This is a genomic window from Pseudomonas sp. 8(2025), assembly GCF_052665325.1.
This window is the reverse complement of record NZ_JBQOIE010000007.1, coordinates 98,455-111,821: the sequence shown is the minus strand read 5'-3', so window position 1 is coordinate 111,821 and position 13,367 is coordinate 98,455. Positions and strand designations below refer to the sequence as shown.

The window sequence follows — 13,367 nt, the reverse complement described above, 5'->3', positions numbered from 1 at the left end:
CCAGCTCCTACAGCGATGCGACATCGGTGGGGTTCTTGCAGGTGCCTTCAGCGGATGGGCGGAATGCGGATCTGCCCGGCACGGCACTGGTTCTTCACGCCTTTGCCGCAGGCGCCGAACTCCAGGTCCTTGGTCAGGCAAACACGAACTTCGGACAGCTCGGGGCCGCTGCACAGAATGGCGATGCCGTTCTCGGCGATCCCCGGGTTGCTCTGGCGAAACTGCTGGGCAATCTGGCTGGCCTCGAAATAGCGCACCGTGGTCGAAGGCTGCAGCGCCTCGGGAATCTGTACCCTGGCCAGGGCCTTGTCCGCGGCATCCAGGTACCCCATGGCCCCCAGGCCGCTGCAGGTGCCGTGCTTGCTCCATTCATGATTCATCAGCTTGGCGGTGGGAAACAGGGTCAGGCCCTTGGCCCGTTCCTGGGCATTGAGCTGGGTCAGGGGTGGGCAGGACTCGGGCCAGCCACCCTTGGCGTATTGCGGCCACAGGCCGTGCAGGACAAAACCGTAGCCCTTGCCGGTGCACTGCTCGTTTTCCGGGTGCATCAGGCAGAAGGTCGGCGACCAGGACAGGGTCAGCAGGTAGTAGTCGAAGGTACCCGCCACCGAATCGCGCTGCTGCTTGGGCTGACGTGCGTCGCTGATGCCCACCATCCCCAGGGTCAGCACCAGGGCTGCCATCAGGGTAAAAAACTTTCTCATCGTGACCTTCTCCTTGGGAAAGCGCATCGTCCTGGCCCCGCCATCGGGGTGGAACGGATTGAAAACAACCTGATCTTTCTGGCAGGCCGGCGTTGCCGGAACATGACAGCAATTGCCCGGTGTCCCGCAGAAGCCGGTCAGGCAGCGGCCCGGAGAATACCCGCCAATGCCCTAGGCGGCAGCGCCCTCACTGCGCCGATACAGGCCGACACCCAGCGCCAGCACCGCCAGCAGGCCGGCACAACTGCGGTTGATCCAGCCCATGACCCGGGCGGAAAAGCGCGCCATGGCCCGCCGGCCACCCACGGCATAGAGGCTCATCATCAGGCAGTCCACCAGGGCGCTGACCACGGCCAGGATCAGGTACTGCTCGGCCACCGGCTGCTCCGGGCGCACGAACTGCGGCACGAAGGCGGAGAAAAACAGCAGGCCCTTGGGGTTTGACAGCCCCACCAGCAACGCCCGGCGAAACGCCGACCAGCCGCTGGCCGAGGCCCCGCCCACCGTACAGGCCAGGGCACGGGTAGGCGCTCGCCACAAGCCCCAGGCCAGATACAGCAGATAGGCCGCGCCGCAGCTCTTGACCACCACGAACAGCTCTTGCGAGGCCTGCAGCAACGCCCCCAGGCCGCAGCCCACCGCGCCGATCAGCAGCAGGTCGGACAACGCCGCGCCGGCGATGCCCCAGCCAGCCACCCGCATGCCATGCACCGCGCCATTGTTCAAGGCCAGCAACATCGAGGGGCCGGGGGTAATCATCACCGCGCTGACGGTGACGATGTACAGCAGCAGGGTTGGTATATCCATGGGTTCGCTCCAGGGTCATCCGCCGCGATCCGAAATCGCCCGGAGCACCTCAGGGCGCCCACTACGCGGGGGGCAAAATATGACGGATCACTGCGGCACCGGGCAAGCACGACGGACCGCACACGCCACTCAGGCGTCGGGAACGCTGACGAAGATGCTGTAGCGGGCCCCTTCCATGGCTTCGAAGGCGATCAGTTTCTGCACCAGCGGTTCGCTGAGCACCTTGCCGGCATTGAGCAGCAACATGCCGTTGTCGGCATTCAGGTTGCGCCGCAGGACCATCCCGGCCTGCAGCTCCCGGGTTCCCAGGACCTTGACCGTCGGATCATCGACGGTGACATCGCTCTGGTAGGCGGCACAGACCTGGACAAAGTCTTCCACCAGATTCGGGTCGTACAGGCGGCCCGCGTACTTGCGAATGAACAGCAGGGCTTCATCGCTGTTCATGTGCCGTTCCAGAATCAGCCCGCACTGCAACTCGATGAAATCCACCGCCAGCTTCAACAGCCGGGAGCCCCAGGGAATCGCCTCGCCCTTGAGGCGCTGGGGAAAGCCGCTGCCGTCCCAGCGCTCCTGGTGATGAAGGATCAGCCGCGCGGCATCCTGCATCGGTTCCAGTGCCATCAGCACCGATTCGCTCTGCTCGGGATAGGCGCGGTAGCGCGCCTGATCGGTATGGCGCAACAAGTCCGCCGGCGCCAGCAGCATGGCATCGCTCCAGCTCAACTTGCCGATGTTGTACAGGGCCGCCGCCATGGTCAGGTCGCGGCTGCTGGCCTCGTCCAGGCCGTGCCTTTTGCAGCAGGCACGCACCAGTTCGATGATCTTGCGGTTGGTTTGCTTGTCCGCGGGCAGCCGCAGGTTGGCCAGCAGCGAAAACACCTCGGTGGCGGTCACATAGCTGTGCTTGAGTTCTTCGTAGGCCAGGTCGAGCATGTCGGCAGTCTGCTGCAGCTCCGCGGTCCGCGAAGCCACATGCCGTTCCAGGCTGGCGTTGCTGGCCTTGAGTTGCTGGTTCTGCTCCAGGACCAACTGCTGCAAACGCTTGAGCTCACGCTCGGCGAGCTGGTGCTCCAGGGTCTGGCGCAGGATCAGCAGCAGCTCTTCGTCATTCCAGGGCTTGCTCAGGTACTGGTGGATCTGCCCGTCGTTGACGGCCTTGATGATGGTGTTCAGATCGGCATAACCGGTGAGCAGGATTCGCCGCACCGCCGGGTACTTCTCCCGCACCCGGGCCAGCAGGGCCGCGCCGTCCATGCCGGGCATGCGCGCGTCGCTCATCACCAGGTCGACGGGGCCTTCGGCGAGGATCTCCAGCGCTCTGGCGCCGCTGTTGGCCAGCAGCACTTCATAGGGCTCGGGACGCAGCAGGCGCTTGAGACTGTTGAGAATCGACTCCTCGTCGTCCACCAGCAACACACGTGGACGCCTACCTGGCTCAACCGGCTGCGGATCTTCCATGGGGTTCTCCCTGTGCGGCATAGGCTGCCCCGCTCCGTGCTCACGGACGGCTCGGCAGCGGCGGTTTTTCCCAGACAATCCTAGATGAGTTTTTTATTTTCACGCCATTGCCCCCCGCGAAATAAATTCGTCAGCCGCGGCACTGCGCAATGACTATGCTGACAACGTTGCAAGGCGGGCTCAGGGTACTAGGGAAGGTCTATGGACGCTGGCAGTGACGCACAGACAAAGGCACAAGAAGCCTCGGACCAGCCCCCAGGGCGGGCCAACCGACGGATCCTGATTGTCGATGACAGCCCGGCAATCCATGAGGATTTCCACAAGATCCTGGCCCCGCGCCAGGCCCCGGACCTGAGCCTGGCCGAGCAACAGTTGTTCGGCCACGCCACGATGCCAGCGCAGCAAGCGCCCTTCTGCCTCGATTCGGCGTTCCAGGGCCAAGAGGCCCTGGCCCGGGTCGAAGCGTCCCTGGCCCTGGGCCTGCCCTATGCCATGGCGTTCATCGACATGCGCATGCCCCCCGGCTGGGATGGGCTGGAAACCATCGAGCGCTTGTGGAACGCCGACCCGGACCTGCAGATCGCCCTGTGCACCGCCTATTCCGACTATTCCTGGGAAGCCATGGCGCAACGCCTGGCATTCGGCGACCAGTTGCTGATCTTGAAAAAGCCCTTCGACAGCCTGGAAATCCGCCAGATGGCCAGCGCGCTGACCTGGAAGTGGCAGATGGCACAGGACGCCCGGCAGAAACTCGACGACCTGCAACAGACCATCGAAAGACGGGTGGCCGAACTGCTCAAGGTCTCCCACCTGCTGCACTACGACGTGCTCACCGGCCTGCCCTCCAGCACCTTGCTGGGGGACCGCCTGGGCCAGGCCATGGCACGGGCCCGCCGTTATGAGCAGCGGCTGGCGGTGATGTTCCTCGGCCTGGACCGGTTCAAGCGGATCAACCATGCCCTGGGATACCCGGCCGGGGACGAGTTGCTCAAGAGAATCGCCCGGCGCCTGGAACAAGGCATGCGCGAGTCGGACTCGCTGTTTCGCTACGGCTCCGACGAGTTCGTGGTGGTGCTCCATGACCAGCAGCATCCGGCGCAGATACGCGCGCTTGCGCAAAAGCTGCTGGCCACCGTGAGCCAGTTCGATGACATCGCCGGGCACGACCTGCAGGTGACGGCCAGCCTGGGCATCAGCCTGTACCCCGAGGATGGCCAGGATGCCCTGGCGCTGATCAAGAAAGCCGAGATGGCCATGCGCACCAGCAAGGAGCAGGCACCGGGCAGCTACTGTTTCTTCACCGATGACATGACGCACCGGGCCCGGGAGCAGCAATACCTGGAGTCGGGGATTCTCCAGGCCCTGGAACGCCGGGAGTTCCACCTGCATTACCAGCCGAAAATCCACCTGGCCTCGGGCAATGTGGTAGGCGCTGAAGCGCTGATTCGCTGGCAACGCCCGCAACAGGGCTGGATCAGCCCCGAGCTGTTCATTCCAGTGGCCGAAGACAGCGGCTTGATCACCCGCATCAGCCAATGGGTCCTGGGGGAAGCCACTCGCCAGTGCCGGGCCTGGCAGAACGCCGGCCTGCCCCCTGTGCCGTTGTCCATCAACCTGTCGGCGGCTGACTTCAGGCAGCCGCAACTGCTCCAGCAACTGCGCGACGCGCTCAGCGACAACGCCCTGGACCCGGCCTGGCTGGAACTGGAAATCACCGAAGGCGTACTGCTGCAGAACGTCGAGGTCACGCTGGCTACCCTGCTGGCGATCAAGGCCCTGGGCGTGCGCCTGGCCGTCGATGATTTCGGTACCGGCTATTCGAGCCTGAGCTACCTGCGCAAGTTTCCCGTGGATGTGCTCAAGATCGACCAATCCTTCATCCACGGCCTGAGCCACGAACACAAGGACGCCGTACTGGTCAGCGCCATCATCAACCTGGGGCGCAGCCTGAACCTGAAGGTCATCGCCGAAGGGGTGGAGACGCACCAGCAACTGACCTTTCTCCAGCAGCAAGGCTGCGAGGAAGCCCAGGGCTACTACTTCAGCAAGGCGCTGCCCGCCGAAGACTTCGCTCGCCTGCTGGGCAAGCACAGGCCGCAGTTCCAGGTGACGGACCATGACCACTGAACAACCGCGCCAGCCGCCGAGCCGCCGCGCACGGGTACTGCTCCTGCTGCTCTGGGCAGGGCTGGGCGCCAGCAGCCCGAGCGCTTTTGCCGCGCCCCTGGACGAACCGCTCAAGCCGTTGCCCGCACCGCCGGCACTCGACCCCCAGCGGGTCGAGCTCGGGCGCCAGCTGTTCAACGAACCGCGCCTGTCCCAGGACCACAGCCTGTCCTGTGCCAGCTGCCACCGGCTGGACCAGGGCGGGGCCGACTCCCAGGCAAAATCGCCGGGTTTCAAGGGGCAACCCACCCGGGTCAACACCCCCAGCGTGTTCAATGCCGCGCTGAATTTCCGGCAGTTCTGGGACGGGCGCGTCGAATCCCTGGAAGCGCAGATCGACAGCGTCGTGCAAAGCCCCAGCGAGATGGGCAACACCTGGCCGGCGCTGATCCGCACCTTGAGCGATGACAGCGCCTACCAGAAGTCCTTCGGTGCCCTGTACCCGGACGGCATCACCGCAGCCAACGTGCAAAATGCCCTGGCCACCTATGAAAAGACCTTGCTCAGCGCCAACTCGCGGTTCGACCAGTACCTGCAAGGCAATACCGACATCCTCAGCCTGGAAGAAAAATACGGTTACCAGCGCTTCAAGGATTACGGCTGCATCGCCTGCCACCAGGGGGTCAATATCGGCGGCAACATGTTTCAGAAGTTCGGCGTGATGGGCGACTACTTCGCTGCCCGGGGCAACCCCACCGACGCCGACCTGGGGCGCTTCCTGGTCACCGGCGACGAACAGGACCGCAACGTGTTCAAGGTGCCCAGCCTGCGCAATGTCGCAGTGACTGCGCCCTACTTCCATGACGGTTCGGCGCCGACCCTGGAGCAGGCCGTGGAGGTGATGTTCAAGTATCAGCTGGGGCGCCCGCCCAATACCCAGGACATCAGCCTGATCGTCAAGTTTCTCAAGACCCTGACCGGCGAATGGCAGGGCAAGCCCTTATGAAGCTGTCCCGACGCGTGCCGATCATGCTGCTGTCGCTACTGACCCTGAGCCTGGTGCTGGGGCTGGCCTTTCTCTACTTCAAGACAGTGATCGGCCAGCCCTCGAACTACGTACTGGCGCGGGACCTGATCAGCCATATCAAGCAGTTGAATGCCCAATGGGAAACCGAGGTGCTCAAGGCTCGGATCGCCATCACCCACGACTACGATCCACTGGTCATGCCGGTGCAAGAGATCAACCAGCTGTGGAACCGCTTCGATCAGCTTTCACAACAGAACCACAATGACCCGGCCGCCTGGACGGCCGGCCACCAGGCGTTCATCGAGGCCTTCCAGGAAAAGGCCGGCCTGGTGGAGCGTTTCAAGACCCACAACGCGGTGCTGCGCAACTCCTTGGCCTTCCTGCCCACTGCCGAAGACGATATCCAGCGCCGCCTGGCCGGCCTTGACGACCAGGCGCGGCTGTCAGAGCAGACCATTGCCATCGATACCTATGACCTGCTGCTCAGCAGCCTGGAGTTCGCCCAGGTTTCCAGCGACGACCGGGCCGCAGACATCCTGGTGGGGCTGAACAAACTGGCGGTCAACAAGGAGCGCCTGCCCGAACCCATGCATGAGCCGGTGGAGATCCTCAGCAACCACGTCTCGGTGATTCTGCGGGAGCAGCCGATGGTCAACGACCTGCTGGAGCGCATCACCTCGATCCCCATCGCCCAGCGCCTGGACGACATCACCCATCTGCTCAACGCCGATCAGTTGCAGGCCGATCTGCAGGACCAGAAGGCCCACCAGTACCTGCTGCTCTTTGCCGCCTTGCTGGTGATACTGATTCTCTACCTGGCCGTCAGGCTGGTACGCAGCTACGCGGTCATCCGCCGGGTGAACACGGCCCTGCAGAGCGCCAACGAGCACCTGGAACACCGGGTCGAGGAACGCACCCGGGAGCTCAAGGAAGCCCAGAGCGAACTCATGGACAGCGCCCGCCAGGCGGGCATGGCGGAAATTGCGACCAACGTCCTGCACAACGTGGGCAACGTGCTCAACAGCGTGAATATCTGCAGCGAAATGCTCAGCCGCACCCTGCGCTCCAGCAAGGCACAAGGGCTGGGCAAGGCCATGCAGTTGATCAACCAGCACCAGGATGACCTGGGGCGTTTTTTCACCGAAGACGACAAAGGCAAGCTGCTCCCCGGCTACCTCAATCAATTGGTCGAAGCCATAGCCACCGAACAGCAGGGCATGGGCGAAGAACTGGCTCAGTTGGCCCGCAGCGTCGACCACATCAAGGAAATCGTCGCCACCCAGCAATCCTATGCCGGAGCCTCTCGGCTGATAGAACCCCTGCGGGTCGCCGAGCTGATCGAAGACGCCCTGCGCATGAACTCCGGCGCCCTGGCCCGGCATCAGGTCACGGTGGTCAAGGACTATGGCCCGTTGCCTCCGGTGATGGGCGACAAGCACCGCATGCTGCTGATCCTGATCAACCTGATCAGCAACGCCAAGTACGCCATGTCCAACCTCGATGATCATTCGCGGACCCTGACCCTGAGCGCCAGAGTGCTGGACGGCCAGACCCTGAGCATCAGCGTCAAGGATGAAGGCGAAGGCATCCCCGCGGAGAACCTGACGCGGATTTTTTCCCACGGCTTCACCACCCGCAAGGACGGCCATGGCTTCGGCTTGCATAGCTGCGCCCTGGCGGCCATGGAGATGGGTGGACAATTGAATGTGCACAGTGATGGCCCCGGCCTGGGCGCCACCTTCACTCTGGACATCCCGCTGATCAGCGCAGAGGACCCATGATGGACCAGTTGAACAATCGCCGGATCCTGCTGATCGACGATACCCCGTCGATCCACGAGGACTTTCGCAAGATCCTCACCCCGCCCGAGGCAGACGACAACGGCCTGGATGACCTGGAGGCACAGCTGTTCGGCGCCACGGCCAAGCCCCGGCAACAGCCTTTCGAACTGGATTCGGCCTACGGCGGCGAGGAAGGCCTGGCCATGGTCTGCCAGGCCCAGGAGCGGCAGCGTCCCTATGCCCTGGCGTTTGTCGACATGCGCATGCCCCAGGGCTGGGACGGCGCGCAGACCATCGAACGCCTCTGGCAACAGGACCCGCGGCTACAGGTGGTGGTGTGCACCGCCTACTCCGACTATTCCTGGGAAGAGCTGCTGGAGCGCCTGCAGGGTCATCACCGCCTGCTGATCCTGAAGAAGCCCTTTGACAACATCGAAGTCCAGCAGATGGCCAACACCCTGACCAGCAAGTGGGAAATGACCGCCCGCGCGCTTTTGCAAATGCATCACCTGGAGCACCTGGTGCAGCAGCGCACCGAAGACCTGAGGCAGGCCGGGGCGGCGCTGCAACTGGAGATCGACGAACGCAAGCAGTTGGAAAACCAGCTGGTGCAATCGGAAAAACTGGCCTCCCTCGGGCAACTGGCCGCCGGGGTCGCCCACGAAATCAACAACCCCATCGGTTTCGTGTCCTCCAACCTCGGCAGCCTGGCAGGCTACCTGCAGCAGCTCGACCAGATGCTCAGCGCCTATCGCCAGGCCGAAGAAGCCATCGCCGCGCCGGAACTGCGCAAGCACCTGCAGAGCCTGCGCGAGAGCATCGACCTGGACTTCCTCCAGCAGGACATTCCGGTACTGATCAGGGAGTCCAAGGAAGGCATCGGCCGGGTGGCGCAGATCGTCAAGGACCTGAAGAACTTCTCCCGGGTCGACAGCGACCAGCAATGGCAGCTGGCGAGCCTGCAACAGGGCATCGACTCGACCCTGAACATCGTGGCCAACGAACTCAAGTACAAGGCCGACCTGGTCACCGACTACCAGCCGTTGCCGGAAATCGAATGCCTGCCCTCCCAACTCAATCAAGTGGTGATGAACCTGGTGGTCAACGCGGCGCAGGCCATAGGCCCCGAGCGCGGCACCATTACCCTGCGCAACGGCGTGGACGGCGAGCGGGTCTGGCTGGAGGTCAGCGACAGCGGCTGCGGCATCGACCAGGAGCACCTGGCCAAGATCTTCGACCCCTTCTTCACCACCAAGCCGGTGGGCCAGGGGACCGGCCTGGGCCTGTCGCTGTCCTACGGCATCGTCAAGAAGCACGGCGGGCAGATCAGCGTGCAGAGCCAGCCCGGCGTCGGCAGCACCTTTCGCGTGGAACTGCCGATCCGGCAGGCGCGCCAGGAGTTGCCCGCACAACCCTAGCCAAACCTCCCCCCTACCGCTAAGGCCTGGCACAGGAGCTGTCCATGAACCGCCCCGACGATTCGATCAAGCTCGGCAAGCAAGCCCGCAAGGACTGCCCCCGCAGCTCCCATTCCGATCCCGGGCAGATCAAGCGCGACCCCTTGCCGTTGATCGAGGCCTCCAGCCAGGGCCGGGTCCAGTCCCTGGTGGCACTGCGCTACGGGCGCATGCTGGTGTCGCCCTTCACCTTCTACCGTGGCAACGCCCTGCTCCAGGCCCACGACCTGGCCAGCACCCCGGACATGGGCCTGCGCTCGACCATCTGTGGCGACTGCCACCTGATGAACTTCGGCGGCTTTGCCACCCCCGAGCGCAACCTGCTGTTCAGCGTCAACGACTTCGACGAGGTCCATCCCGGCCCCTGGGAGTGGGACCTCAAGCGCCTGGTGGCGAGCTTCCTGATTGCCGCCCGGCACCTGCGCCACGGCCCGGGGGTCGAAGAGGCCCTGTGCCGCGAACTGGTGGGCGCCTATCAGCGCAGCATGGCCACCTGCGCCGGGCAAAGCGCCCTGGAGATCTGGTACGACGCCCTGACCTACGAAGACCTGCTGCACCAGGCGCGCTCCAACAGCGACACCCTGGAGCATGTGCAACGGGCCATCGACAAGGCCGCCCGGCGCACCCATGCCGAGCTCCTGCCCAAGATCAGCGAACGCGACGCCCGGGGCCGCCTGCTGATTCGCGACGACCTGCCGGAAATCTTCCACCTGCACAACACCACCAGCCTGCTGGACCCCGACGATGACTGGATGCGCCTGGAAGACTGGCGGCCGCTGTACGACACCTTCATGCGCGACTACCGCGGCACCCTGCAGGCCGACCGCCGCGACCTGCTGGCACGGTTCCAGCCCAGCGACCTGGCCTTCAAGGTGGTGGGGGTTGGCAGCGTCGGCACCCGCTGCCTGGTGGCGCTGCTCACCGACGCCCAGCAGCGGCCACTGTTCCTGCAATTCAAGGAAGCCCGGCGCTCGGTGCTCGCCGACTATGTGCGCGAACGCTCAAAGCCAAGGCACAACGGCCAGCGGGTGGTGGAAGGCCAGCGCCTGATGCAGTCCGCCAGCGATCTGTTCCTGGGCTGGACCACCGGCCCCAACGGCCGTCATTTCTATGTGCGCCAACTGCGCGACATGAAGGTCTCGGCGGAACTTGAGACCTTCGACGAGGACACCTTCGCCGCCTATGCCAGGATCTGCGGCCGGGCCCTGGCCCGGGCCCACGCCAAGGCCTCGGGCCAGGCCGCGCGGATCAGCGGCTACATCGGCAAGAGCGAAACCCTGGCCGAAGCCCTGTGGCACTACGCCCAGGCCTATGCCACGCAGAACGAGCGGGATTTCGAGCGCTTCCAGCAGGCCTGCCGCAAAGGCCGCCTGCAAGCGCGCTCGGAGGCCGACTTCGCCGCCGACCACCTGCCCTGAAACACAGGCTCAGGTGATCGGGCGCGAGGCCCGGGCGGCTTCGCCATAGAGCTTCAGCAGGGCCTCCTGGTCCAGCGGCGGGCTCAGGTGCGGGCCCTGCACCTCATCGCACTGAATGTCGCGCAAGACCCCGAACTGCGCCGCGGTCTGCACCCCCTCGGCGACCACCCGCAAGGACAATGCATGCCCCAGGTCGACAATCGCCTCGACAATGGAGCGCCCGGCATCGTTGTGGTTGAGCCGGGCGATGAAGCTGCTGTCGATCTTCAGGCCATCCAGGGGGAAGGTCTGCAGGTACTGCAGCGCCGAGTAGCCGGTGCCGAAATCGTCGATCAGCAACTGCACCCCCAGCGCCTTGAGCCCCTGCATGATGGTGAGCACGTGGCGGCTGTCGTCCAGCAGCACCTTGTCGGTCATTTCCAGCTCCAGGCGTGACGGCTCCAGGCCGCTCTGCTTGAGCACCGCCGCGATCCGCGCCACCAGCTGGCCGCGCAGAAATTCCGCCGGCGACAGCTTGACCGCCAGCAGTCGGCCTTCCGGCCAGGCTCGCGCCGCACGACAGGCTGCGTGCAGTACCCAGTTGCTCAGCGGCAGGATCAACCCGGTGTCCTCGGCAATCGGCACGAACACGTCCGGCCCCAGCAAGCCATGCTGGGGGTGCTGCCAGCGCACCAGGGCCTCGGCGCCCATCAACTGGCCATCGAGCACGCGGTAGCGCGGCTGGAAATGCAGGAGCAGCTGGTCCTGCTCGATGGCATGGCGCAGGTCACGCTCCAGGCGCCGCCGTTCGATGATCCGCACATTCATGTAGGGCGCATAGAAACGCCAGGTGCTGCGCCCCGCCGCTTTCGCCTCGTACAGGGCAATGTCGGCAAAGCGCAACAGCTCTTCGGCCTGGGAGGCGTCGCCCGGGGCCCGGGCAATGCCGATGCTGGCGCTGATGAAGACCTCGTGCCCGGCGATATAGAACGGTTCCTCGATCCGCTCGATCAGGCGCCGGCACAAGCCTTCGATCTCGTGGCCAGCCACCTGGCCGGTGACCACCAGGACAAACTCGTCGCCGCCGACCCGGGCCACCAGGTCCTCGCTGCGCAGGCATTGGGCCAGGCGCTGGGACACCTCATGCAGCACCTGGTCGCCAGCGGCGTGCCCCAGCAAGTCGTTCACCGGTTTGAAACGGTCCAGGTCGACGCTGAGCATCAGCAGCGGTTCCTGCAGGGTCGGCGGGGCCTGCAGCCGGCCTTCGAGAAACTCCTGCATGCGGGTGCGGTTGGCAAGGCCGGTCAAGGCATCGTGCTGGGACAGGTACTCGACCCGCCTTCGAGCCGCGACCTCCTCGGTGATATCACTGGCGGTGCCGCGAAAGCCCCCGGCGGCCATGGCCCGCACCGACAGGCGACAGACTCGCGACTGCCCCTGGCCATCCCGGTACAGGCACTGCTGGATCGCCTGGGAACGCCGCTCCGGGGCCGCCAGCCACTGGCCCAGCGAACCCTGTTCGCAGCTCAGCAGCTCGGTCATCGGCCGCCCCAGGGTCGACTCCCGGGTCAACCCGGTGACCGCCTCGAAACGTTCGGACAGGTAGGTAAAGCACAGCTGCCCGTCGACTTCCCAGATCCAGTCGGACGCAGCTTCAGCCACATCGCGAAAGCGCTCCTCGCTCGCGGCCAGGGCCCAGCGGTTGGCGCGCAGCGCCTGGACCTGCCGATCCATGACCTGCGCTGCAGCATCGGCGCGGCGCAACAGGAACACCGCCATCAGGCCCACCAGCAGGCCGGCCAGCAGCAACAGCGGCATCACCAGCACCAGCAACTGGTGCCCGGGGCGCGCCGGCCGCCATTGCAGGGTTCCGGCGCCGTCGGGCAAGTCCAGGGTTGGCAAACTCTGGTCCGTGGCGGCACGGGCCACCTGCAGATGCTCGATGTCCATGCCTTGGCCCAGGGCCAGTAACCGCGGCGGGTCGAAACGGGCGACGAAGACCAGCACCGACTGCGGCCCGGCATCAGGGCGCACTTGCGGGTCGTTGCCCGGGCCTATGACAGCGGCGAGCACCAGCGCCGGCGTGCCGGCAATCGACTGGTAACGGTCCACCACCTTGCCGCCGGCCTCGCGCGCTGCGCTGACCAGGGGCGGCAACGCCTCGCCCAGCCAGTCGCGGGCATCCATCTCGCTGAGGTCGCCGGCCACCAGGGAGTACACGGTGTGGCCGGCCGGGTTGATCACGAACACCCCGTCAAAGCCCAGGTCGCGGTACAGCGTGGGGCCGAAATTCTGCCGGTTGAAGGCCCAGTCCAGGTCGACCTTAAGGTGCAGGTGCTGGTAGGCATCGCCCCAGAGGGCGTAGTCCTTGAGGGTGGTGCGGGCATTGCCGGCAAAGGATTGCAGGGCCTTGTCGATGTCCAGGCGGTTGTGCTGCTCGGCCTCGAGGTTCTGGTCGAGGGCGATGTATACCAGCAACACACCGGTGAAGAGAAACAGCGCCAGCAGCAGCCCCGAGCAACCCAGCAAGGTGGCGCGGGTCAGCGCCTGATTGGAGGTGCTGCGCCCTTGAGACGGATCAAGACCGAAGTTTTCCATAGTGCTCCAGGCGCCATAACGACAAACCG

9 protein-coding genes are annotated in these 13,367 nt (G+C 65.0%); 5 read left to right on the top strand and 4 right to left on the bottom strand.

The genetic code is table 11. From position 1 onward, the window contains the following. Positions 1-47: 47 nt before the first annotated feature. The 3 genes from ACUXVH_RS15365 to ACUXVH_RS15355 form a co-directional block, all read right to left on the bottom strand. A complete protein-coding gene (locus tag ACUXVH_RS15365; RefSeq protein WP_011061604.1) occupies positions 48-704 on the bottom strand; it encodes a ribonuclease T2 family protein in 657 nt (218 codons plus the stop codon). A gap of 171 nt (positions 705-875) precedes the next feature. After that, a complete protein-coding gene (locus tag ACUXVH_RS15360; protein WP_011061605.1) occupies positions 876-1,511 on the bottom strand; it encodes a LysE family translocator in 636 nt (211 codons plus the stop codon). 129 nt (positions 1,512-1,640) lie between these two features. Continuing rightward, a complete protein-coding gene (locus ACUXVH_RS15355) occupies positions 1,641-2,972 on the bottom strand; it encodes an HD domain-containing phosphohydrolase (RefSeq protein ID WP_041118501.1) in 1,332 nt (443 codons plus the stop codon). A 201-nt stretch (positions 2,973-3,173) separates the two neighbouring features. Between ACUXVH_RS15355 and ACUXVH_RS15350 the strand changes: the two genes are divergently transcribed. From ACUXVH_RS15350 to ACUXVH_RS15330, 5 genes are read left to right on the top strand one after another with little or no spacing between them, the layout of a single operon-like run. Further along, positions 3,174-5,099 (top strand): GGDEF/EAL domain-containing response regulator, encoded by a 1,926-nt coding sequence (locus tag ACUXVH_RS15350; RefSeq protein ID WP_065364186.1) that lies wholly within the window; start codon positions 3,174-3,176, stop codon positions 5,097-5,099. Continuing rightward, positions 5,089-6,084: a cytochrome-c peroxidase gene (locus ACUXVH_RS15345; protein ID WP_065364187.1), complete on the top strand. Its 996-nt coding sequence runs from the start codon at positions 5,089-5,091 to the stop codon at positions 6,082-6,084. Before ACUXVH_RS15350 ends, ACUXVH_RS15345 begins: the two co-directional genes overlap by 11 nt. Next, positions 6,081-7,886, top strand: coding sequence for a DAHL domain-containing protein (locus ACUXVH_RS15340; protein WP_065364188.1), 1,806 nt, complete (start codon positions 6,081-6,083; stop codon positions 7,884-7,886). Before ACUXVH_RS15345 ends, ACUXVH_RS15340 begins: the two co-directional genes overlap by 4 nt. Then, positions 7,886-9,304 (top strand): ATP-binding protein, encoded by a 1,419-nt coding sequence (locus ACUXVH_RS15335; RefSeq protein ID WP_011061610.1) that lies wholly within the window; start codon positions 7,886-7,888, stop codon positions 9,302-9,304. Before ACUXVH_RS15340 ends, ACUXVH_RS15335 begins: the two co-directional genes overlap by 1 nt. 44 nt (positions 9,305-9,348) lie before the next feature. Continuing rightward, positions 9,349-10,761, top strand: coding sequence for a DUF2252 domain-containing protein (locus tag ACUXVH_RS15330; RefSeq protein ID WP_011061611.1), 1,413 nt, complete (start codon positions 9,349-9,351; stop codon positions 10,759-10,761). A 9-nt stretch (positions 10,762-10,770) separates the two neighbouring features. Here ACUXVH_RS15330 and ACUXVH_RS15325 read toward each other — a convergent pair whose 3' ends face one another. Then, on the bottom strand, positions 10,771-13,338 hold the full coding sequence (locus ACUXVH_RS15325; RefSeq protein ID WP_065364189.1) for a bifunctional diguanylate cyclase/phosphodiesterase: 2,568 nt from the start codon (positions 13,336-13,338) through the stop codon (positions 10,771-10,773). Positions 13,339-13,367: the final 29 nt, after the last annotated feature.

Bases quoted from the DNA above. Each gene is read 5' to 3' on its own strand.
- ACUXVH_RS15365 (WP_011061604.1), bottom strand. From the start codon at position 704: ATGAGAAAGTTTTTTACCCTGATGGCAGCCCTGGTGCTGACCCTGGGG.
- ACUXVH_RS15360 (WP_011061605.1), bottom strand. From the start codon at position 1,511: ATGGATATACCAACCCTGCTGCTGTACATCGTCACCGTCAGCGCGGTG.
- ACUXVH_RS15355 (WP_041118501.1), bottom strand. From the start codon at position 2,972: ATGGAAGATCCGCAGCCGGTTGAGCCAGGTAGGCGTCCACGTGTGTTG.
- ACUXVH_RS15350 (WP_065364186.1), top strand. From the start codon at position 3,174: ATGGACGCTGGCAGTGACGCACAGACAAAGGCACAAGAAGCCTCGGAC.
- ACUXVH_RS15345 (WP_065364187.1), top strand. From the start codon at position 5,089: ATGACCACTGAACAACCGCGCCAGCCGCCGAGCCGCCGCGCACGGGTA.
- ACUXVH_RS15340 (WP_065364188.1), top strand. From the start codon at position 6,081: ATGAAGCTGTCCCGACGCGTGCCGATCATGCTGCTGTCGCTACTGACC.
- ACUXVH_RS15335 (WP_011061610.1), top strand. From the start codon at position 7,886: ATGGACCAGTTGAACAATCGCCGGATCCTGCTGATCGACGATACCCCG.
- ACUXVH_RS15330 (WP_011061611.1), top strand. From the start codon at position 9,349: ATGAACCGCCCCGACGATTCGATCAAGCTCGGCAAGCAAGCCCGCAAG.
- ACUXVH_RS15325 (WP_065364189.1), bottom strand. From the start codon at position 13,338: ATGGAAAACTTCGGTCTTGATCCGTCTCAAGGGCGCAGCACCTCCAAT.